We start from the raw sequence: 21,854 nt of genomic DNA, 5'->3' as shown, positions 1-21,854 counted from the left end.
TATCGCTATCCGGTTACCTGCATGGCCGTCGAGTTCCAGGTGAGGCGGCCGTGCTGAAAATCTGATGCCCTGCCGATGGGAATCGAGTACTCGTCACTGGTTGGGTAGCCCAACCGGCTTGTCTCCCAACCGATGGACCCCCACTTGGCCCGGATCGCACCGAGGACAAAGTGAGCCCCGGTCGCGGGCGACCAGAAGATCGAATTCCCACCTGCACCGGAGAAGTGGTTATACCTCCCCACCCCGTCCGCCGTCGCCTTTGTGTCGGTGGTCGGATAACCCAGACCTGTCTCCCGGCCCATTGCGGCCCATTTGGTCCGGACCGCCCCCGTGATCCAGTGCGCCCCGGTGATCTTTGTACAGTAGATCGACGACCCACCTGCGCCGGAGAAGTCGCTGTACCGCCCCAAGCCGTCACTCGTGCGTTTCTCGTCGGTGATGGGATACCCCAGCGGCCCGGACTCAGCACCCAGTGCCCTCCACTTCGCCCGGATCGCACCCTGCACGACATGGGCCCCGGTTATCTTTGTACTGTAGATCGACGACCCACCTGCACCGGAAAAGTCGCTGTACCGTCCCACGCCGTCGGCAGCGCGTTTCTCGTCGGTGATGGGATACCCCAAGGGCCCTGTCTCAGCACCCAGTGCCATCCACTTCGCCCGGATCGCACCCAGGACATAGTGCGCCCCGGTTGTCGGCGTAGCGTAGATCGAGGCCCCGCCAGAGCCGGAGAAGTGGCTATACTTCCCTATCCCGTCAGGCGATGCTTGCTCGTCGCTGGTCGGAAATCCGAGGAAGCCGGCGGCGCCGCCCAAGGCCTTGTAGCGGGCGTAGATCGCACCGATGACCGAGTGAGCACCGGTCGCCGGTGACCAGCAAATCACGCCCCTGTCATAGTCCTGGCATTTCCCTCCTGCGACGTCGTATTCCAGGGTCAGCGAGCGGCCGAGGATTGAACCCGGGCGTCCGGCGTTGGTCTTCCACGCGTACGCCGCGATCGGGTCGTCGGTGCCGTTCCCGGTGAGCATCACCTTCAGCGCGCCCTGGCCGTCGTCGGCGGTGATCAGATAGTAGGTGTCCGTCGTCCCGGCTTGGCCGAAGGCCGACGGCGTGAAGGTCACGCTCTGGTACGCGGATTCACCCGCGGGAATCTTCAGTCCCTCGGCAATGGGTGCAGTGGTCGAAAAGACTCCCTGCGGCGCCTTTGCCTTGGTGATGGTCATGGGCACGTTGCCCGTGTTCTGTATCTGGAACGCCCTGGTGACCGACGTCCCGACCGGGACGTCACCGAAGTCCAGCGAGCGCGGCATTTGCAGGTGCGCCGCTCCTTCGACGGCGGTCGCGGTTACCTTGACTGTCACCTTGCCGCGGTCACTTGCGACGACCAGCGAGTCGGTGACCGGCGTCGCCGTCGTGGGACTGAACATCATGGATACGGCCACCGACGCGAGGGGCTGGATCGTCTGTCCCACGGCCGGCACCGTGGCCGGGTCGACGCTGAGCTGTGCGTTGACCGGCAGGGTGACGCCGGTAATCTTGACGACGGTTGTTCCGGTATTGACGATGTTGACCGTCTGCCGGCTGACCGTCTTGGTGGGTACGTCGGTGAACTGGACCAGGGCCGGGGTCGCGCCCAGGCCCTCCTTCGTGCCGACACCGTGGACGCCGAGGAGGTCGGTCTCGCCGTCGGCGGTTTTGACGGTGAGCGTGCCATCGGCCTGTCCCGCGACCGTCGGCGAGAAGGTCACGGGAACCGTCATGCTTGCCCCTTTGGACAGCTTCCGTGGCAACGTGAGCGTCGTGCCGACCTTGAACGGGGCACCGGCGGTGATGGAGTTGATCGTTACCGCCCGCGACGCCGTGACCGTCACGCTGCCGGTCACCGAGGAACCAACCTTGACCTGGCCGAGGTCGGTGTCCTTCGCCCCGACCGCTGATGTTGTCGGAGCGCCGAAGGCCACGACGTGCCCGTCCCGGGTGCCGACGTATACACGACCGCCGTCAGTGGCTACCGTGGAGAACTTGGCGGCTGTCCCCAGTGGAGCACTGAACACCTCCTGGAGGTTCCCGGTGTTATCCGGAAGTGCACGGTAGGCGCGCAGTTCCGCATCTGCCCCGGTGCCTCCGCTGACGTAGACCACCCAGACCAAGGCGGACGAGCCGTCCGTACCCGAGGACGTCACCACCGGCGAACCGGAACTGAACCCGAAGGTTCCGGCGGAGGTCCCGACGGCGGCGAGACTGACGCCGCCGGTGGCGCCCGGCACGAGTTTGAAGGCCCGAAGATACCCGTTGCTCTCGACGACGTAGAGGTATCCGCCGGTGCTGGTCCCCAGAAACGCGGGCTTTCCCCACACTCCGCTGTACGGACCGGCTTTGTCGAGGACGGCGTCAGTTCCGCCCGGCCCTTGCGCCATGCCGCCCAGATTGTCGCGGTCCAGCAGGTACAGCTGGCCGCCTTTGCCGATTTGCGCCATCAGATGCGGGTGCGCCGCTGTGCCGTAGCCGTCCGGTATCCCGACCGGCGCACCGGACCCCAGATCGGCGTCGTTGCGGTTCAGTCTCGCGTTGTCGGCCGGGCTGAAGAAGTCGGTGGGCTTCAGGTTGCCGTCGGTGCCGACGCGGAGCCGGACCAGCGACTCCGCCAGGGTAGTGGGAGGCTTCGTGCCCGGGCCGGCCTTCGGCGAGATGCCGTTGCCGGTGGTGAGCAGGATCTGGCCGGGGCCGTCGGACACCAGTCCGCCGCCGGACTGCCAGATGCCGCCCTCCGCGTTGGCGTTGCCGGATTCGGTCGCCCACATCGTCGTCTGCCGCCCGGCCGTCGACACACCGACGACGTAGCCGACGAACGGGGTGTAGTCGCAGTGGCTGGCGAATCCGGCGTAGACCACGCCGTTCAGGAGCAGCAGCCCGGGCCGCTGCATCGCTGTCATGGCGTTGAACGGGCGGGCGGGGTCGTTCGTCGGGGCGCCTTCGATGGTGACGGGAAATCCGGGCCGCTCCGCTCCTGTGACCACGTCGAGGGAATGCATATACCAGTGCGGGAGCTGTTTGGTTGCGCCGTCATTCGTCTTCGCCAGCAGGAAGACGCTCTTCGTCGCAGCGTCATAGACCGGCGTCGACGTGATTCCGATATTGGGGGTGAGGTCGCCACAACTGACGGTCGACGCCGGCCACGCCGGCCCGAGTTTGCGCGTCCATTTCTTCGCACCCGTGGCGCTATCCAGTCCGTAGACGGCATTGTTTTCCGTCGCGGCGATCACGGTACCGCCGACCACAAGGGGCTGGGCGTAGACCTGCCCGTCCACGGTCGCAGAGAACAGTTTGCCGAAGTTCGATGATGCGACCGCCGACGGCGAGAGCCCTGGCTCGTCTCTATCCCAGCCCGTCCGCAGCGAATCGGTGGAGATCGTCCCAACGTCCGCAGCGGCGATCTCGCTGACACTCAGCCCGGCCAGTGTGAGCGAGGCCGACACGAGGGCGGCCCATGCATGTCGGGACCACGGGCGGTGCACGGACTGCCTTGCCAGGAGCCTCGCCGCCCGTTCCCTCCGGGCATGTGGCGCTTCGCCCCTTCGCCCACCACGCAGACGGCCAGCGGAATGGCCGGACAACACCGAAGGTACTGTTTGATCATGCATGGTTGAGACCCGTTTCTGACCACTACATTGACTTTATTAACCCAGTACTCAGGAGCCTAGAAGTCGGGCCGGAACGGCGCGCGAGTGAGGCCTACTCGACTTCCACGGGGTGACTCTTGCTTTCTTGCGGGCGCTACTTGCCCGTCGTCCGGGCCCGCCCTGCTGCCTACTTGCTTCCCCGCTGGGTGACAGCCGCGAAGTGGCGTGACGGAGCGATCGCCGAAGAGTGCGTCTGGGCCCGGGTCCTCGCCCATCGCACGAAAGCCGCTACCTCAGTGGAAGCGGCTTTCGTCGTTTCATCATGCGCCCCGCCGATTCGGAGGTCAGGGCCTAAGTCCGCCGACTCAGGCCGTCAACGGCGGTCGTTCATTCGGGGGCGCTGAGGTTGACGATATGGGCGGCCACTGTCCATCCCGAGGCGGTGTAGTCCGCCATCCGGTGCGGGGCGAGGACTGTGTAGAGGGTGTCCGCGCCGTGCACATAGGCCCCGTCCGCTAGTACCGCCACAACCGCCGGCTCAAGGCTCTTCCCGGATTCCGGCGTGAGGATCTGCAGGCCGCCGATGACGGCCAGGCCCTCCTCGATCCTGATACGGCCGTGGGCGACAGGGTGGTCGAAAACGGATATTTCCACGACGTCGTACCGCTCCAGGGGTGCCTGGGCCAACTCGGCGTTCTCGGGCAATTCGGGAGCGGCGTTCATCTCGCCCGTGGGGGCGGTGAGCAGCACCGCCTGGTTTACAGGTTCCAGGCCCCGTGCTGCGGCGTAGTCCAACGCGTCCCCGGACTCCGCGGTGACCAGCGTGAGGACCGCCCCCGGATGCTCGCGGACGGTCTCTGCGGCGCGGTCCGCGTCGGTTCCGGGCCAGGCGAAGATGTACTCCGGAGGGGCCGGGTCAGTGTCCGGTGCGGTGACGATTCCGGAACCCTCCGGCGCTGAAGATTGTCCTCGGACGGCGGCCCAGGCGGCGGCCCAGAGCGGAAGGGTGTCCTGCCAGTCGGCCATGACGCGTTCTCCTCTAAATCTGTTAGGCCGAGGATACGCTCCTGATGTGAAGATGTCGCCGCGCGGGGGCGCAGCGAACGCGGCGGTCCGAGCTCCGGTCCCAGGCAGCGCGCGTGGGACTCTTGCGGCGCCTCGGGCTGGTTCGGATAATTGATGCCGGGGCAGGAGCGGAGGAAACACCGTGGACGAATCAAACGCATTTTTGGCTGCTGTCATGCCGCCCCTGAAGGCGGCGGAAACCGCCCTGCACAACGGCGACGCCGGGCCCCGGCAGCGCCTGTGGTCTTCCAGGGATCCGGTGACGCTGTTCGGTGCCGTCATGACCAAGCGCGGCCCGGAGGAGGTCTCCGCGGCCTTCGATCTTCTCGCCTCCAGGTTTTCGCACTGCACATCGTTCGAGTACGACGTCATAGCGTCCGGCGCCAGCGGAGACCTCGCGTACATTGTGGGCATCGAGCATACGACCGCTTCGGTCGGAGGTGCCGATCCCTTGCCATATGCCCTCAGGGTCACCACCATCTTCCGGCGCGAGAACGAAGAGTGGAAGATCATTCATCGGCACGGCGACGCACTGCCGGATGGCGACCCCTCAGGTAACAACGCCGCGAGAACCCGGGTGCAGCTCGGCCGTCTGGCAACGGCCGACAGTCCGGACCATTCTCAATAGCCCCGGCGCATCAGCACCTGGCCTGGGTGTCGCGTTAGGCTCATCCCATGCTCCCCGATCGCTACCTGGCCGAACTTGCCGGCTCCCTCGACCGCCTCAGCACGCTCGCCCGCCAGCCGGAGGACGTGCTGGCCCGCTCCGTTCCGGCCTGCGCCGGATGGACTCTCGAAGAACTTTTCGGGCATCTCGGTTCAATTGAGCGGTGGGCTGCCGCAGTGGTTCGTGAGGGCACGTTCGTTGAGGAACCGGACGCGCCTGTCGAAGGCGCGGCAGCCTGGTTCCTCGACGGCGTTGCACCCTTCTTCGAGACCCTCATGGCCCTTGATCCAGAGACACGGTGCTGGAATTTTGGACCGCCGCCGCGCACGGCCGGGTTCTGGCTTCGGCGACAGGCGCACGAACACGCCATCCACCTCATCGACGCCTGCCAGACGCTGGGCCTGGAACGCCCTGCTCTCGGCGGGGACTTCATGCTCGACGGGATCGACGAGGTCCTGACGATGTTCACCCCGCGCCAGCTCCGACTGGACCGGATGCCGCCCCCGGACAAGGCCGTAACCTTCCACGTGCCCGGGACCGCGAGCTGGACCCTGGGCCCGGGTCGCGCCGTGGCGTCAATTACGGCGCCGGCGGTTGGGATGTACCTCGGCCTCTGGGGCCGATCCAAGCTCGAGGATACTGCCATCATCGAAGGTGACGCCGCCGTTGCCCTTCGCGTCCTTCGGGGCCCGCTTACGCCGTGAGACCTGGAATTCGGGCTTAGGATACGAACACGTCCCGGGAAGTTGCGGACGCTCCCGGATCCGCCCGACATCTTCCGCACATGGTCCGTATCCGTGAGCTGATTTGATCCGGTGCGCTGGGCGAGGTCCGGACAGTGATCGCGGACCACAATCAGAATCCTGCCGCCCCCGCAGAGCATTCAGGTCATGGAGGCCATGGACGAAGTCAGGCGCCAGATCGGCCTCGCATACGTCAGCGACGAGAAAGCCTAGCCCGCGCCGGCAACGTCTTTGCCTCCCTGGCCATGCGCGGGATTCAAACCCTTGCAATATGCCGCCTGCCCCACGTGCTGGAGGCAGTCGGCAATGGTGCTGACCAGCCGCACCCCAAGCGTGACGGGCGGGTCCCATCGCGTATCGACGATGCGGTCGAAGTCCTCGTCGCCGAGGGCCGTCAGGAACCGCACGGTCTGCCGGTGAACTGCGTCGTAGTAGTCGAACAACAGCTCCCGGGAAACCCGCACCGCGTCGACCTGGCTGCTCGAATGGCCGTAGCCGGTGTCGCGTTTGGGCAGCGGAAGGTCGAATCTGCCGGAGAACCCCTGCGAGGTCCAGACCTGGTCCAGGCCTGCGGCGGAGGCGAGTTGCGCGTCTTCGACCCTGCTGAGGTGCCAGATCAGCCATGCCATAGAATTTCCGTTGCCCGCCGGCCGACGCACCAGAGTCTCGTCGTCGACGCCCTCCAGCGCGGCGGCCACGGTCTCATGGATGCGGCCGAAGGCGTCCAGCAGCAGTTCGTTGGATTTCATCGAGTCCCCTCACGGTGCATCATCGCTGAGTCCCCATGCTTGCACGGAAGCCGCGGCGGTGGGTAGGGCCGGCCCTACACGGACGCCGCCACTGGTCCCGCGGGCTCCTCATCCCCCGCGGTTTGTTCAGGGGCCAGGCTGCTGTCGTCTTCGTAGTGTGTCGCGTTGGCGAGGTCGCGGCCGGCGATGTAGCCGAACGTCAGGGCCGGTCCGAGGTTGATGCCGCCGGCCGGGTAGTGGCCGCCCATGACGGATGCCTGGTCGTTTCCGGCGACGTAGAGGCCTGCAATGGGCCTTCCGGAGGTGTCCAGTACCCGGGCGCGCGAGTCGGCGGCGAGACCCGCGAAGGTGCCGAAGGATCCCGGCACGATCCTGACCGCGTAGAACGGCCCCTTTTCGAGCGGGCGCAGCGACGGGTTGGGCGTGTTCTTCGGGTCCCCGCCGTAGCGGTTGAATTCGCTGGCGCCGCGGTCGAAGTCGGGGTCGACGCCCTTGCGGGCGTTCTTGTTGAAGTCTGCGACGGTCTTGGCGAGGCTTGCCGGGTCGATGCCGCAGGCGACGGCGAGTTCCTCGATGGTCCGGCCTTTCTTGAGGTAGCCGGAGCGCAGGTAGGGGAAGAGCGGTACGGGAAGCGGCTTGGCCATGCCCAGCGGGAATTTGCGCACGAACGTTGCGTCGGCGATCTGCCAGGCCTCGACGGGTTCGCCGGGCGGGGTCGCGTTGAGCATTCCCTCGACGTAGTCGTAGTAGCCATTGGCCTCGTTCACGAAGCGGCGTCCGTCCGCGCGCACGCCGATGCTGCCGGGTTTGGCGCGGTCCATGATGTGCGGGAACGTCCCGGTGCGTCCGTTGCGGTACGGGACCAGGGAGACCGGGCACCAGGCGGCCGGGGACTTCATGTCGGTGTCGAACCGGGCGCCCACGGCCTGGGCCATGGTGATGCCGTCGCCCGTGGTCTCCTTCGGCGCCAGCGTCCAGTGCTCGCGCCCGGTGGGGGTCTTGGGGAACAGCGCGGCGCGCCGGGCGACGTCGTTCGGGAAGCCGCCGGCGGCCAGCACGACGCCGCGCGCGGCCTTGATCTGCAGCTCGCCTTCCGGTGAACTCACCACGGCTCCGGTCACTGTGCCGGCAGCATCCGTGATCAGGCGTTTCGCGGGGGTGGAGACGCGGATGTCCACGCCGAGGTCATCGGCGGATTTCATGAGCCGGCCGGTGAGCGCGGTGCCGTTGACCAGCTGCATGTTGCGCCGGTGGGTCAGGAGATCCAGCAGGTGCAGGCCCACCCGCCAGCCGGCGTGGAAGAGTCCCTGGACGTTGCCCTGGGAGGCCGAGAGGAACTTGGTCAGGTCCGGGCCGGCCATGATGCCCATCCCCAGGAAGGAGGTCTCGTAGAGCTGGTGGCGCATCTTGGCGCGCAGCTCGGGCCTGATCCGCCGGGCGTTGAACGGCTTGGGCCCCACCGAGCGGTGCCCGGTGCCGGCACCGGGCGTGCTGCCGTAGATGTCCTTGATTTTGGCGCCGGGAACAAACTGCAGGCTGGTCTTGTCGTGGAAGAAGCCGACCATGTGCGGGACGGCCTCAAGGAACGCGTCGACCTTGTCGTCGCGGTAGTTCCCGCCCAGCCGGTGGCGCAGGTAGGTGCGGAAGAGTTCGCGGTCCTCGTTGACGCCGTCGGCCTTGGCCAGCGGGTTCCCCGGGGTCCAGGCCCAGCCGCCGGACCACGAGGTGGCGCCGCCGCAGACGTCGGCCTTTTCAACGACGACGACTTTCAGCCCGTGGTAGGCGGCCGTGACCGCGGCGGACAGGCCGCCGGCTCCGGAGCCCACCACCAGGACATCACAGTCCACGCTGGTACGGTCATGATCGGTGTCGAGGGATGCAGGCATGGTGTTTCTCTTTCAGTGGAAGAAGGTGTCGGAGTCCAGGCGCGGGGGCGCCCCGGTGTCCAGTGCGTCGATCGCGTCGAGCTGCTCCTGGCTCAGGGCGAAGGTGAAGACGTCGAGGTTTTCGCGCTGACGGTCAAGGCTTGCGGACTTGGGCACGGCCACCCGGCCGTGTTGAACGTGCCAGCGCAGCACGATCTGCGCGGGGGTCTTGCCCAGGTCCCGGGCCGGGCCGGTCACGGCGGGGTGGCTGAGGAAGGCGCCGTTGCGGCCGAGCGGGCTGTAGGCGGCGGTCAGTATGCCGTGGTCCCGGTGGTAGGCAAGCTGCCTGGGCTGACCGTGTTCGGGGTCGATCTGCACCTGGTTCACCGGAACTTGCAGCCCGGCGTCGTGAACGAGCCGGAGGTGGGCTGGTTTGAAGTTGGACACGCCCCAGGCCCGGATGGAGCCCTCGTCCACCAGGCGTTGAAGTCCTTCGCAGGCCTCGACGAACCGACCTTGCGCCGGGTTGGGCCAGTGCACCAGGAAGAGGTCCAGATAGTCGGTCCGGAGGCGCGTCACGGCGTGGCCGAAGGCCTCGCGCACGCCGTCCCGGCTGTGCCATTCGGTGTTGAACTTGGTGGTGAGGAAAAGCCGGCTGCGCTCGATGCCGCTGCGCCGGATCCCCTCCCCCACGGCGGTCTCATTGGCGTAGTTCTCGGCCGTGTCGATGTGCCGGTAGCCGCTGCCGATCGCCTGGGCCACGGCCGCCGCGGCATCCTCGCCGGTCAGGGGCCAGGTTCCCAGCCCGATGAGCGGGATGCGGACGCCGGGGGCCAGTTCCGCCGTCGTGGTGTCGTCCCTGGTTCCAGTCATCGGGGCCCCGCTCCCTGGAGGATTTCCGTGTCCCGGAGGGTGCCGGCCGCCGCCAGCACCGCGTCGACGCCGGATTTGAGCCGGCGCGCCCAGCCGAGTTCGCCGAGTTGGGCCACGCGGCGGTCCGACGGCGTCTCCGCGCTCAGCGGGAGGGACTCCGGGAGGGCGGCCACGGCGGCGGCGAGGTCGAAGTCGCCTTCGCCGGGCACCTCGCGTTCCGAGCGGGATTCGGTGACGAGATCGTCGCGGCTGGCCGGCCGCCGGGCCGGCCCGTCGCACAGCTGCAGCAGTGGCACCAGGTCTGCGTTGGCGCGCAACTGCTCCCATTGCGCGGCGTCCCCGCTGTCCCGGCCGTCCCCGCCGTTGACAGAGTTGACCGAGTTGACAGAGGTGAAGTCGTTGAACCGGTTGAAGTGCAGGGTGTCCACCACGATCCTGCAGCCAGCCTGCCGGGCGATGTCCGCGGCCTGGGCGATCGAGGCCACGGGCTGGTAGGAGATCGCTTCAAGGGTCGGGGTGATTCCGAAACCGCGGCCGTCCTCGGCCATCCGGGCCAGCGTGTGGACCAGCCGGGAACTGTCCGGATCGGCTCCCGCGACGGTGAGGGATTCCGCCCCCAGGGCCTGTCCGGCTTCCATCATCCGCAGCCAGGCGTCCCGCTGGTCGGTGCCGTCAAGCAGCAGGAATTCGATGTCACGGACACTCACGCCGGAGTCCCGCATTCGGGCCAGGGTTTCCCGCAACATCGGCGAGCCGGGCTGGAGGTCGTAGGGCCGTTCGACGGCAGTCACGGGACGGACCCGGGCTCCGATGAAGTCGAAGCCGGCTGCGGCCGCGATGCCGAGCAGTTGCGGCGGGGCGGTGTTCAGGAGGGACAGTTGGGCGAGCCCCAATGGTCGCCGGGTGCCGTGGGTCATGATGCTGCTCCGTTCAGGCTCATCGTCTTGTTCTCGGTAGTGCTCTCAGTGGTGCTCTCAGTGGTGCCGGGTGTCAGGAGCGCGGCGATGCGCTGGGCTGCGTCGTACCCGCTCTTGACGGCGTTGGAGGCGATGGCCGGCGTCTGGTCCACGACGGTGCCGGCCAGGGTCACCGGCACTCCGGCGGTGCCGCTCAGGTGAGCGTCCCGGACGTCGGCCGGGACCGAGCCGTCCAGCGGGACCACGGAGCGTGAGACCAGGAGGGGCCCCGGTGCGGCCAGCCATTCGTCTCCGGACAGAAGGGCCGGCCCGCTGATCCGGATCCGGGCGCCGTCGTACTCCTCAATGGCCGCGCCCAGGCGGATACGCACCCGGGGGTTGGCGGTCAGCCGGGGCACGGCCAGGATCTTGGCGCGGCGCCCCGATTCCGGGGCGATGACCTCCTGCGGGCCCACCAGGAGCACCGCAGTCCCGCGGTCGGCAAGAGTGTCCGCAACGCTCATGGCGACGGAATCGGCGCCCCACACGGTCACGGCCTCCGGAACGGCGGCGCTGCCGTCGAGGATGTCCGGGTGGGCGGCGAGCCAGGCCCGCACGTCCAGGACGTTCGGGGAATCGTCACCGGGGAACCCGGCGGCCGGCCGAGACCCGCCGGTGGCGATCACGACGGCGTCTGCCCCGGCGTCACGCACCAGCTCGCCGAGGGCGTCGGTGTCCACGCGCGTGCCCGGACGGACGTCGATGCCGAGCCGGGCGTTCTCCTCCGCGGACCATTCGGCGAAGCGGTGGAAGTCCGGCGTGGATTTCATGCGTTCGGCCAGGGCGAACTGGCCGCCGGGGCGGGCGGCGGCGTCGAGCACGGTCACGCGAGCGCCGGCTTCGGCGAGCTCGCGGGCGGCGGTCAGGCCGGCGGGCCCGGCGCCGACCACCACAACGCGGGAGCCGTCGCGGACGGCGGGGGTGGGGACGGGGACGCGGGAACGGCCCACGGCCGGGTTGACCGTGCAGGTCACCTGGCCAAGTCCGAGGTTGTCGATGCAGACGTTGCAGGCAATGCAGGGCCGGTAACGCTCGCCGCGCAGGACGCCGCCCACGAAGGCGGGGTCGGCGTGGATGGCGCGGGCCAGGCTGACGAAGTCGCAGGTCCCCTCGCGGAGGACCTCCTCGATGATCTCCGGGGAGTTCAGCCGGCCGGCCATGCCAAGCGGCAGCCCGAACTGGCGGTATGCCTTGGCGTAGTCGGCCAGGATGCCCGGCTTCCATTCGCCGGACTGCACGATCCATTCGCCGGCCTCGTAGCTGCCGGCCGAGATGTCCAGGAAGTCCAGGTGCTCCAGGTGGGCCTTGGCGATGATCCGGAGCTGCTGCTCGGCGCTGATTCCCTCGGCGGGACCCTCCACGACCGAGACGCGCAGGCCCACGATCGTCTCCGGGACAGCTGCCCGCACGGCGTCGATGACCAGGTTCATGAAGCGTTCGGGGGCGGCGAACTCGTCGGTGCGGTGGTTGGAAATCGGTGACATGAACTGGTGGATCAGGTAGCCGTGGGCGCCGTGGATGGTGATGACGTCGAAGCCTGCCTGCACGGCCCGGCGGGCGCCCTGGGCGTAGGCGGCCACGAGCTCATAGCACTCGGCGGCGGTGAGTTCCCGCGGAACCTCCCCGCCCGCCGTCGCGCACGGGACCGGTGACGGCGCCAGGTTCTTGAACCCGGAGACGGCGGCCTGCGCGGTGCGGCCTCCGTGGTTGAGTTCGACGGCGGCGAGCGCACCTTCGGCGTGCAGGGCGTCGGTGAGCCGGCGCAGCCCGGGAATCATGGCATCCGTGTGCAGGCCCAGCTGGTGGGTGCGGCCCTTGCCGTCGGCGCGGACGAAGGTGGCTTCCGTGGTGACCAGGCCGAGGCCGGCCTTGGCCCGGGTGACGAGGTAGTCGATGTACTGCTCCGTGATGGCGCCCTCGGTGGTGCCGTAGTTGCGCTCCATCGGGGCGGAGGCGAGGCGGTTGCGGAGGGTTTTCGGGGTGCGGCCGTTGCGGCCCAGCGTCAGGGGCTGTGCGCTCAGGGTTTGGGCGCTCAGGGTTTGGGCGCTCAGGGTTTGGTCGACGGGGCGGGTGTTGTGTTCCATGACTGTTCCTTAGCCGGCGACGGGCGCCGGTGTTTGCTGGATGGACGGTAGATCGGCGAAGCGCACGGGTTGCCCGGACCGTGAGGACTCGTAAACGGCGAGGAGGATCCGCAGTGCTTTGGTGGCGTCGTGGCCGGTGATGGCGGGGTCCGTGCCGTCGCGGAGGGCCTGGACGAAGTCACGGACCTGCGTGGTGTGGTGCGGGATCAGTTGGCCGTTGATGGTGGCCAGGTCCACGTTCGGGTGGACGTCTTCGGGATGGACCGGCTCCGCGCTGATCGTCTCCGCCACGGCCCACAGGTCCACGCGGCCGTCGCTGCCTTCCGGAAATTCGGTGAGGGAGGCGGAGGCGCCCGTCTCCCCCGTGACGCGCAGCTGCACGCCCAGGCTCGGGGACACGGCCGTCGAGGCTTCCAGAGTGGCAATGGCCCCGGAGGTGAAAGTGATGACGGCGGCTGCCGAGTCTTCCACCTCGATGTGGGCGCCGTGCTTGTAAGTGTTGATCCTGCCGTAGACCTCGGCCACATCGCCCATGAACCACTGGAGGAGGTCGATGTAGTGGATGGCCTGGGTCATGAGGACTCCGCCGCCGTCGTTGGCCCAGGTCCCCCGCCAGGCGTCCCGGGAGTAGTACTCGGGGTCACGCTGCAGCATCACCGAGCACTGGCCCATGATGGGCCGGCCCAGCGTGCCGTCGTCGATTGCGGCGCGGATGCGCTGCGCCGCCGGCCAGAAGCGGCGCTGGAACAGGACGCCCAGCAACACTTCAGCGGCATCGCAGGCCGCCACCATGCGCTCCGCGGAGGCCAGCTCGATGGCGATCGGCTTCTCGCAGAGCACGTGGACCCCGGCGGCGGCAGCCTGCAGCACGACGTCCTCGTGGGTGGGGTGCGGTGTGCAGACGGACACGAGGTCCAGGTCCAGGTCCAGCAGCTCGCCCACGGTGGCGACGGCCGTCGGAACACCCCACGCGGCAGCGGTGGCCTGCGCCCGGTCCAGGTCGACGTCGCACACGCCAGCGATCTGCACGTTGTCGAGGGCACGGAAGGCCGCCAGGTGGTTGCGGGAAATGGCGCCGCAGCCGGCTATTCCAACGCGGAGCGTGCGGGGGGCCGGGGATGCTGAGGGGGTCATCGGAAGAGCCGTCTTTCTGATCCGGGGATCGTGGAGAAGTGTGGTGGGCTGAGGTGCCAACGCCGCTAGTACGTGGCGCGGCCCCCGGAGAGGTCGAACACGACTCCGGTGGTGTACGAGGCCGCGGGCGACACGATGAATTCGATGAGTGCAGCGGCTTCGGCGGGTGTGCCGAAACGGCCCATGGGGATCTTGGCGGCCTGTGCCGCCTGCTGTTCCGCCGGGACTTCCTGGAACAGCGGTGTCATGACGTTGCCGGGGGCCAGGGCATTGACCGTGACGCCGGAGAGGGCAAATTCCTTGGCCAGTGACTTCACGAGGCCCAGGATGCCGGCCTTGCTGGCGGAGTAGGCGGGCATGTTGATCACGCCCTCCTTGCCCGCTGTCGACGAAAGGTGCAGGAGCCGCCCGTAGGCCGCCGCCGCCATGGCGGGCAGGACTGCCTGGGAGACGATGAAGGCTCCCGTGAGGTTGACCGTCAGGATCCGTTCGAATTCTTCGACCGTAGTACCCAGTGCTGAGGCCACCGGCCCCAGGATGCCCGCGCAGTTCACGACGGCGTCGAGGCCGCCCAGGGCCTGTACGGCCGAGGCAACGGCGGCACGAACGGACTCGGGGTCCGTCACGTCCATCGGAAGTGATTCGGGGTCTTCGCCGGGCCAGCGGGCGGACGGGAGATCCGCCCCGATGACGACGGCGCCTGACGCCCTGAGACGTTCCGTCGTCGCCAGGCCGATGCCGCTCGCTGCGCCGATGACCAGGCAGCGTGACTCCGCGATGGTGCCGGGTGTTGCGGTGCCGGGTGCCACGTCTGAAGTCATGAGCGGGCCTCGGCCCGGAAGCTGGCCAGCATGCGTTCGGCGTCGGGCCGGATGCCGGTGAAGAGCTCGAAGGCGGCGACGGCCTGCCCGACCATCATGCGCCCGCCGTCGAGCACCGCGCAGCCGCGGTCCCGGGCGGCCCCGATCAGTTCAGTTTCGAGGGGCCGGTAGATGACGTCCGCGACCCAGAGTCCGGAATGAAGGAGCTCGGGATCCACCGGAAGACCCGGATGGCCGCTCATGCCGATCGGCGTCGTGTTCACGAGCCCGTCGGCAGTCCGGATGCTCGGGGCCACGGAGTCGGTGCGGGTGACGGACACCTCGCTGTCCGGAAAGTGCGGGGCGAGCCGTGCGGCGAGGCCCTTGGCCCTGGCCGGTTCGATGTCGGCGATCACCAGCTGTTTGGTGCCGGCGCGGAGGAGTCCGTAGGCGACCGCTGCTCCCGCTCCGCCGGCGCCGATCTGGACCACCAGGTTGGTCGCGGCGGTGGGGAGGCCTGCCCGGAAGCCGCCGATGAAGCCGAGGTGGTCCGTGTTGTGGCCGACTGCTTTTCCATCGTGGAAGGTGATCGTGTTCACTGCGCCCAGGATGCGGGCGTCGGGTGAAAGTTCGTCCAGGCCGTCCTGGACCAGCTGCTTGCTGGGGTGGGTGACGTTGAGTCCGTCGTAGCCGAAGTCGGCTGCGGTGCGGACCAGGGCGGCGGACCGCTCGGCGGGCTGGCCGACGGTGTCGAGGTCGATCACCCGGTAGGTGTAGGACAGGCCGAGGTGGTCGGCTTCGGCCTCGTGGAGGCGGGGCGTCAGCGATCCGCCGATGCCGGCGCCGAGCAGGCCGACGACGTGCCGGTGGGTCGGATCGGCAGTCCGGGGCTCGAACGCCCACGTGCTCTCCAGCGTCTGCAGGCTCATGCCCGCACCTTCTCTGTCAGGGCTGCTTCTGCCCCGGATGCGTCTGCCACAACGACTTCTGCCATGACGGTCGACGGCGTCCGGCGCTGCGTGCGCGACTTCTTTAGGCCCAGCAGCGCGGTGGGGGTCCGGTACGTCTCGGGACCGGTGAGGGTCGCGATCGCGGAGATGAGGCAGGCCAGTGCGGCAAAGGTGGCCACGGGGATCCAGTTGGCTTTGTTGCCGCCGATCAGAAGTTCGGAGATCGCGGGAGCGAACCCGGCCAGGAGCAGGCCGAACATGAGGCTGATGGCCATGCCCGAGTACCGGACCTTGACCGGGAACTGCTCCGGGAAGTAGGCGGGGTAAATGGCATTCGCGCCGGTGTAGGCAACGCCGATGAGCAGGATTCCGGTCAGGAAGATCAGCGGAACGTTCGCTGCGGACAGGGCTGAGAAGAACACGTAGATCATCCCGATCTGCAGGACGAGTCCGGTGAGGAAGACCGGCTTGCGGCCGATGCGGTCCGAAAGAAGTCCGGCCACGGGTCCCATGGCCACTGCGGTGACGTTGGCCACGGCGATCACCACGAGCATGAGGCCCTTGTCGATTCCCACCACCGATGTGGCGTAGGAGAGCGCGAAGACGTTGATGATCGTATTGATGATGGTGAACAGTGACATCGCGGTGATGCGGAGCACGGTGACCCAGTGGTAGCGGAACAGGATGACCAGGGGTACCTTGACCACTTCGTCATTTTCTTTCACTTCTTCAAAGACCGGAGGCTCTTCGAGGAGACGCCGCAGCACGAAGGCGATGACGGTCACGATTGCGCTCGCGAGGAACGGGATGCGCCAGCCCCATGCCAGGAGCTGCTCTTCCGGCATGGACGCCACGGGAATGAAGACCAGGGTGGAGAGCACGATGCCGAACATGATGCCGCTCATCGTCCAGCTCGTGTAGAAAGCGCGCTTCGTGTCGGGGGCGTGCTCGAGGGTGAGCGAGCTCGAGCCGGGCGACTCGCCGCCGGCGGACAGTCCCTGAAGCAGCCGAAGGGCCACGATCAGGACGGGTGCGGCCATGCCGATCTGGCTGTAGGTGGGAAGGCAGCCGATCAGGAACGTTGAGGTGCCCATGAGCAGCAGGGTGAAGAGCAGCACGCGCTTCCGCCCGAACTTGTCCCCGAGGTGACCGCAGATCACGGCCCCGAGCGGGCGGGCGACGTAGGCGACGCCGACCGTTGCGAAGGACAGCAGCATCGACGACGGGCCGGGGGCGAAGAACAGCTTCCCGAAGATCAGCGCTGCCGCTGAGCCGAAGATGAAAAAGTCGTAATACTCCAGAGCGCTTCCGACAAACCCTGAGACCGCCGCGATTTTAGCGTTGTTCCGAGGCCGTGCTGACGCCGATGTCGACATTGACATGGTGTTCCCTTCGTGTGACCGGGAACCGGAGCTCCGCTGCCTCCTGACGTGGGCGACAATGCGGATCGGTTCCGCCGCTGTGTGCGGCTCATCCACAAGTGTGATGCGTCGCACTGTGTAAGTCCACGACAGAAATGGTCTATCACTAAGTGGATTTGGGTCCTAATTGCGGTCAGTCGAGCGGGTCCGGGAAGATCTCTTCGACGACGGCGAGGACTGCCGCCAGGACGGCGGAGTCGTTTTCGGAGGACCACGCAATGGCGTGGTTCATGTAGTGCTGCGGGTCCTCCAGGGCCACGTACGTGGCGCCCGACGGGATGATGTTCGCTATTCCGCTGCTCATCAGCGTGACGCCGACGCCGGCCGCGACGAACGTCAGGACCATATACGGATCCGACAGCTCCTGGACGACGCGCGGCCGGAACCCCGCCGCCATGCATGACGCCAGCAGCACCTCCGTCATCGAGGACGACCCGTCCATCGGCGGCGATATGAAGTCATCCCCCGCCAGGCTTTGCAGCGGGATGGACCTTTCGCGGGCCAGCGGGTGATCCAGCGGGAGCACAGCCCCGATTTCCTCGCGGGCAACCAGCCGGGCCGTGACCGAGGGGACGGGGGTTTCGGGGAAGCCGACGAAGGCCAGGTCAAGGGTGCCGTTTGCGACGCTCGCGAGACCGTCCGCTGTGCGCACCCTGCTGGTGAGGTCCAGTTCGATGTCGGGATATCGACGCCGCAAGGCGCGCGTGAGCGGCGGAAGAGTCAAATGGTTCACCGCTCCGGAGAAACCGATCCGGATCTTGCCCCGGATGCCCGCGACCTCCGTTTGGGCGGCCTCGCGCGCCAGGCGCATTTCCTGCAGCACGCGGTAAGCCCGCGGCAGGAGGGCGTAGCCGGCGGGCGTCAGCGCCACACTACGGGTGTTGCGCTCAAAGAGCCGCGTCCCGAGGTCGGCCTCGAGCTTGCGGATCGTCTGGCTCAGCGGGGACTGCGAGGTATGCAGGCGCACCGCCGCGCGGCCAAAGTGGAGCTCTTCGGCAACCGCCACGAACGCTTCAAGCCATCGGATTTCGGTCATTTCAGGCGCCCTAACTCCTCGCCGCGACGGCCCCTTGCGGACCCCTGTCCGGCTCTCGCGTGATGCGGATAATGCTATGAATCAAAACAATAGTGCGGCTATTGAGCCTGCTTCAAGCCTGATGCCCCACGCGGAGTGGATCACGCCAGCAGGGGTGCTTTATCTCAAACAGCGCTGTATGATTTACACAGATCATCGACAGCGCGGAGACGTTGCACCGCATCCCTCAATCCCCTCGTCCTGGAGCCCTGCCATGTCCCTTCGCACCGTCGGTCACACCCTTTCAGCCTCCCACCACCGGCCCGGCCGGCACCGGCGGGGACGGCCCCTCCGGCTGGCAGGGGTCGTGGCGCTGAGCCTCTCCGGGCTGCTGCTCGCCTCCACCTCAACAAACCTCATGGTGGAACAGGTCGAAAAGACCAACACGGCCGCCTACGGTCAGAAGGTCCACATCACCGAGGGAACCATCAACGTCACCAGGACCGGCGGGACCGGACCCGCGATCGTACTGCTCAGCGGGCTTGGAACCCCGGCCCCGGGCCTGGATTTCGCCCCGCTGATCCGCGAGCTGGAAGGCTACCAGGTCATTGCCGTCGAGGGGTTCGGCTACGGCTACAGCGACATGACCGCACGGCCCCGGACCATAGAAAACATCTCCGAAGAACTTCACGAAGTGCTGTCCACACTCGGCGTCAGGGCGCCATATACCCTCATCGGGCACTCCATTGCCGGCTTCTCCACCCTGTACTACGCCAGTAAATATCCGCGCGAAGTGTCGGCGGTGATCGGCATCGACCCGACCGTCCCGGCGAGCAAAGCAACCACGAGCGGAACCCCCGCCCCCGCGGAGACGGCCGCAGCGGACTACTCCTGGGCGCACATTCCTTCGACCATGGGCCTGGTCCGCTGGGCCACAGCCCTGGGTTACGGGGAGCCCGGGGGTGACAGCTTCACGCCGGCCGAACGCGAACACATGCGCCAGATGACCAGCTGGAACTTCGGGAACCAGGCCGTCACGGACGAAACTCTCCGGGTGGGCGAGAACGCCACGAAGCTCCAGGATGTCCGGTACCCCGACAACCTCCCGGTGCTCGACTTCCTGTCCCGGGACACGATGCAAGAGCAGCCGGACTGGTATGCCGCACACGAACGCCAGTTGGCAAACGTCACGCACCACGAGCTGGTTGTCCTCGAGGGAGACCACTACCTGCACTGGACCCAGTCCAAAGCTATGGCGAAGACCATCACGGAGTTCCTGGGCCGAAGCGGGGTGAAGCAGGGCGTTTAGGGCGCCGGATCCGCCGGCGGGATCAGGAGGGCCCGGATGGTTGCCGGAAGGACCCCTGCCGCATCGTCTTCCGTGAGACGCCCCGCGCGGATTTCCGCCGCTGCGCTGTGGAGGACGGCGTAAAAGCAGGCCGCCTGCCACGCGAGAGACTGATCGGCGCGGAAGGTTCCCTCACTCCTGCCTTTTTCAAGGACGGTCATCACCCGCGCGAGCGGCTTGTCATGGTGGGCTCTGATTTGCTCGGCCGAAAGGTACGGTTCGGCCGCCGCCAGGAGCGAGTTGAACTGGTACAGGACCCGCCAGGATGACTGGACGAGGTCCCGGAGGCATTTCCACGTGTCCTGCTTGATGTCTACTGCGGCGAGTTCGGCCTCGGCACGGTCCATTGTCCGGGCGAAGACGGCACCGACGAGTTCCTCCCGGTCCGCGAAGTGTCCATACAGGGTCACCCTGCCCACTCCCGCGACGCGCGCAATTTCAGACATGCTGGCCCCCGGATCATCGCTGAGGCAGGTCAGCGCCGCATCGATGATGGCGTCCTTGTTCCGGACGGCGTCCGCCCGCTTGGTCCGCTCTTTCTGCACCTCAGACACCCGGCCTCCCCGCCCATTCGATTACTCAAACAATTATGTTCAGGTTACCAGCGGGGACCGACGCGCTTCCCTGCTATGACCAGGCCTTGATCGTCTGCCCCGTTTCGGAACCGTAGACGCTGCGGACAAAGGCCGCGGCCGCCACGGCGCCGGGAACGGCAGCGAAACCGGGGAATACCGCCGCATAGGCATCAGCGGACTCCTCCAGCACCGTGGCGCTAACGGTGTTCAACCGCAGGTGCGGCAGCTCCGCAGCGGCACTTTTCACGAAGGCGTCAAGGCCAATATTGGCGATGGCGCTGGGCGATCCGCCCGGGAACGCATAATTTCCCACAATCCCGCTGGTCAGGGTGATGGATCCGCCGTGACGGACGTGGCCGCGGGCGGCCAGGGTGATGCGGACCTGGCACAGCAGCTTGCCGTTGACGGTCGACGCGTAGGTATCCAGAGTCGCATCCGATGCCGACGCCCATTTGGCTCCCCCGATGGTGCTGACCACCGCGTCCACCGTCCCCACCCTGTCAAAGAGGGCCGCGACGCTGGCATCGTCCCGGCAGTCGACGGGATGTTCGGTCGATGACCGTGACGCGCTGATGATGTCCAGCTGCCCTTCACCGACCTTGTCGTGGTGCGCTGACAACGCCCGTACCACGTTTTGGCCGACGGTTCCGGTAGCGCCGATGACGAGGATTCGCATGAGTGTGCCCTTCGTTGTTGATGATGTGCAACCGGAACCCCCGGTTGACGGTCCTATCTGCCCATCTATCTGCGCATTTATCTCCGCAGCGGGTTGAACGCCGCTATCTGGTGCGGCACGGCACCCGTCACGATGTGCTCGGCCAGTAGCTTGCCTGTTGCCGGTCCCAAAACCATCCCCCACATGCCGTGTCCGCCCGCCGCATAAATTCTGTCCGAGGCCAGGCGGCCAACAACGGGCAGACCGTCGGGCGTGATCGGGCGGGAGCCTACCCACTCGTCACGACGAGACCGCCAGTCGATGCCCCGCAGCAGCGGACGAATGGCTCGCGCTACGGACTCAAGCCGGGCAGAGTTCAGAGGCTCGTCCGGATCAAGGAACTCCATGGTTCCCGCGATCCGGAGCGCCCCCTGATAGGGCGTGCAGACAACCCGCTGTTCCGGAAAGTACAGGGGTCCGGCCGGTAGACAATCGCCGTCGACGGTGAACGAGTAGCCCCGACCGGCCTGGACGCCGATTTTCAGCCCCCACCGAGTGGCCAGCCTGGGCAGCAAAGCGCCGGTGGCAAGGACGACGACGTCGGCCGTGAGCCGGTTGCCGTCGTCGGCCGTCACGGTTGCCGACGACGGCCCGGCGCCAACGGAGCATACGTTGGTGCCGTCCATGATCTGACCGCCGGAGGCCTTAAAGGCCTGGGCAAGGTCCCAGACGAAGTCACCCGGATCAAGATAGCTCTGTCCGGATATCTCCAGGCCGTGCGCCACTGCGTCGGAGAGGACCGCCGGACGGTTCCCGTCGGCCAGGGTGCTGACACCGATGCTCTGGCCCATGGCGTGGAGATGTTCCAGTTCCGTCCGGAACGCCGCGGCGGCCCTCGCGCTGCTGAAGCCTGCAACGTAGGGCGCCGCAATGACCGGTGAGGCAATGCCGTGCGCCTTGAGCTCGGCGAAGGACTCATCGACAGCCTTCGTGATGGGCTGGAGCGCTGACATGGTCTGCCGCCACGTCCGGGCGTTCATGTTGGCGGCGAATCGCAGGAGGAATTTCCACAGTTGCGGGTCGAAACGCAGCGGCACGTGCAGCGGGGCGTCCGGATCGGTCAGGCTTTGCAGGGCGTGCTTCCAGGCGCCCGGTTCCGCCAGGGGCATGACCAGGCCCGGGGTCACCCAGCCGGCGTTGCCCCAGCTCGCTCCGGCGGCCGGCCCGGCTTTGTCGATGACGGTGACGGATAGCCCCCGTTGCTGCAGGTGCCAGGCCGTCGACAATCCAACGATGCCGGCGCCGACGACTATGGCTGATTGCGGTGTGTTCAT

18 protein-coding genes are annotated in these 21,854 nt (G+C 67.3%); 3 read left to right on the top strand and 15 right to left on the bottom strand.

The window, feature by feature from the left end; translation table 11 throughout:
* Window positions 1-5: 5 nt before the first annotated feature.
* Together BLR03_RS10080 and BLR03_RS10075 are read right to left on the bottom strand one after the other, a co-directional pair.
* Window positions 6-3,476: a choice-of-anchor D domain-containing protein gene (locus tag BLR03_RS10080; RefSeq protein WP_175460485.1), complete on the bottom strand. Its 3,471-nt coding sequence runs from the start codon at window positions 3,474-3,476 to the stop codon at window positions 6-8.
* 531 nt (window positions 3,477-4,007) lie between these two features.
* The gene (locus tag BLR03_RS10075) at window positions 4,008-4,646 is read right to left on the bottom strand and encodes a hypothetical protein (protein ID WP_091252171.1); all 639 of its coding nucleotides are present in this window, start codon (window positions 4,644-4,646) and stop codon (window positions 4,008-4,010) included.
* A 181-nt stretch (window positions 4,647-4,827) separates the two neighbouring features.
* Between BLR03_RS10075 and BLR03_RS10070 the strand changes: the two genes are divergently transcribed.
* Both BLR03_RS10070 and BLR03_RS10065 read left to right on the top strand, forming a co-directional pair.
* Entirely contained in the window at window positions 4,828-5,313 is a 486-nt protein-coding gene (locus BLR03_RS10070) for a YybH family protein (protein WP_254788359.1), read from the top strand.
* A 47-nt stretch (window positions 5,314-5,360) separates the two neighbouring features.
* Window positions 5,361-6,056, top strand: coding sequence for a maleylpyruvate isomerase family mycothiol-dependent enzyme (locus tag BLR03_RS10065; protein WP_091252169.1), 696 nt, complete (start codon window positions 5,361-5,363; stop codon window positions 6,054-6,056).
* A gap of 248 nt (window positions 6,057-6,304) precedes the next feature.
* Here the strand turns inward: BLR03_RS10065 and BLR03_RS10060 are convergent, their stop codons facing one another.
* The 10 genes from BLR03_RS10060 to BLR03_RS10015 all read right to left on the bottom strand — a co-directional run bounded on the left by BLR03_RS10060 (window position 6,305) and on the right by BLR03_RS10015 (window position 17,963).
* Window positions 6,305-6,844: a mycothiol transferase gene (locus BLR03_RS10060; RefSeq protein WP_091252167.1), complete on the bottom strand. Its 540-nt coding sequence runs from the start codon at window positions 6,842-6,844 to the stop codon at window positions 6,305-6,307.
* Between the two features lie 74 nt (window positions 6,845-6,918).
* Window positions 6,919-8,730 carry an FAD-dependent oxidoreductase gene (locus BLR03_RS10055; protein WP_091252166.1) on the bottom strand — a complete coding sequence of 604 codons (1,812 nt, stop codon included), beginning with the start codon at window positions 8,728-8,730 and terminating at the stop codon, window positions 6,919-6,921.
* A gap of 12 nt (window positions 8,731-8,742) precedes the next feature.
* A complete protein-coding gene (locus BLR03_RS10050) occupies window positions 8,743-9,582 on the bottom strand; it encodes an aldo/keto reductase (RefSeq protein WP_091252164.1) in 840 nt (279 codons plus the stop codon).
* Entirely contained in the window at window positions 9,579-10,499 is a 921-nt protein-coding gene (locus BLR03_RS10045; RefSeq protein ID WP_091252162.1) for a sugar phosphate isomerase/epimerase family protein, read from the bottom strand. Before BLR03_RS10045 ends, BLR03_RS10050 begins: the two co-directional genes overlap by 4 nt.
* On the bottom strand, window positions 10,496-12,622 hold the full coding sequence (locus BLR03_RS10040) for an FAD-dependent oxidoreductase (protein WP_091252160.1): 2,127 nt from the start codon (window positions 12,620-12,622) through the stop codon (window positions 10,496-10,498). The genes BLR03_RS10045 and BLR03_RS10040 overlap by 4 nt, the downstream gene beginning before the upstream one ends.
* A gap of 9 nt (window positions 12,623-12,631) precedes the next feature.
* Window positions 12,632-13,756 (bottom strand): Gfo/Idh/MocA family protein, encoded by a 1,125-nt coding sequence (locus tag BLR03_RS10035; protein ID WP_091252159.1) that lies wholly within the window; start codon window positions 13,754-13,756, stop codon window positions 12,632-12,634.
* 65 nt (window positions 13,757-13,821) lie between these two features.
* Entirely contained in the window at window positions 13,822-14,577 is a 756-nt protein-coding gene (locus tag BLR03_RS10030) for an SDR family NAD(P)-dependent oxidoreductase (protein ID WP_254788357.1), read from the bottom strand.
* On the bottom strand, window positions 14,574-15,485 hold the full coding sequence (locus BLR03_RS10025; protein ID WP_091252157.1) for a shikimate dehydrogenase: 912 nt from the start codon (window positions 15,483-15,485) through the stop codon (window positions 14,574-14,576). The genes BLR03_RS10030 and BLR03_RS10025 overlap by 4 nt, the downstream gene beginning before the upstream one ends.
* On the bottom strand, window positions 15,482-16,888 hold the full coding sequence (locus BLR03_RS10020; RefSeq protein ID WP_091252155.1) for an MFS transporter: 1,407 nt from the start codon (window positions 16,886-16,888) through the stop codon (window positions 15,482-15,484). The genes BLR03_RS10025 and BLR03_RS10020 overlap by 4 nt, the downstream gene beginning before the upstream one ends.
* A 172-nt stretch (window positions 16,889-17,060) precedes the next feature.
* Complete coding sequence (locus tag BLR03_RS10015; RefSeq protein WP_091252154.1) at window positions 17,061-17,963, bottom strand: LysR family transcriptional regulator; 903 nt, start codon at window positions 17,961-17,963, stop codon at window positions 17,061-17,063.
* Window positions 17,964-18,216: 253 nt separating this feature from the next.
* On the opposite strand from BLR03_RS10015, the gene BLR03_RS10010 reads away from it, so the two are divergent.
* On the top strand, window positions 18,217-19,251 hold the full coding sequence (locus BLR03_RS10010) for an alpha/beta fold hydrolase (protein WP_091252152.1): 1,035 nt from the start codon (window positions 18,217-18,219) through the stop codon (window positions 19,249-19,251).
* Here BLR03_RS10010 and BLR03_RS10005 read toward each other — a convergent pair.
* The 3 genes from BLR03_RS10005 to BLR03_RS09995 all read right to left on the bottom strand — a co-directional run bounded on the left by BLR03_RS10005 (window position 19,248) and on the right by BLR03_RS09995 (window position 21,854).
* On the bottom strand, window positions 19,248-19,844 hold the full coding sequence (locus BLR03_RS10005) for a TetR/AcrR family transcriptional regulator (protein ID WP_091252150.1): 597 nt from the start codon (window positions 19,842-19,844) through the stop codon (window positions 19,248-19,250). The two genes, BLR03_RS10010 and BLR03_RS10005, sit on opposite strands and share 4 nt — an antisense overlap.
* A gap of 73 nt (window positions 19,845-19,917) precedes the next feature.
* Window positions 19,918-20,541 (bottom strand): short chain dehydrogenase, encoded by a 624-nt coding sequence (locus BLR03_RS10000; protein ID WP_091252148.1) that lies wholly within the window; start codon window positions 20,539-20,541, stop codon window positions 19,918-19,920.
* A 77-nt stretch (window positions 20,542-20,618) separates the two neighbouring features.
* Window positions 20,619-21,854 carry an NAD(P)/FAD-dependent oxidoreductase gene (locus BLR03_RS09995; RefSeq protein ID WP_217639757.1) on the bottom strand — a complete coding sequence of 412 codons (1,236 nt, stop codon included), beginning with the start codon at window positions 21,852-21,854 and terminating at the stop codon, window positions 20,619-20,621.

This window comes from Arthrobacter sp. ok909 (assembly GCF_900104405.1).
GTDB classification, from domain to species: Bacteria; Actinomycetota; Actinomycetes; order Actinomycetales; family Micrococcaceae; genus Arthrobacter; species Arthrobacter humicola.
The sequence above is the reverse complement of the archived record's forward strand: the minus strand, read 5'-3'. Positions and strand labels throughout refer to the sequence as shown.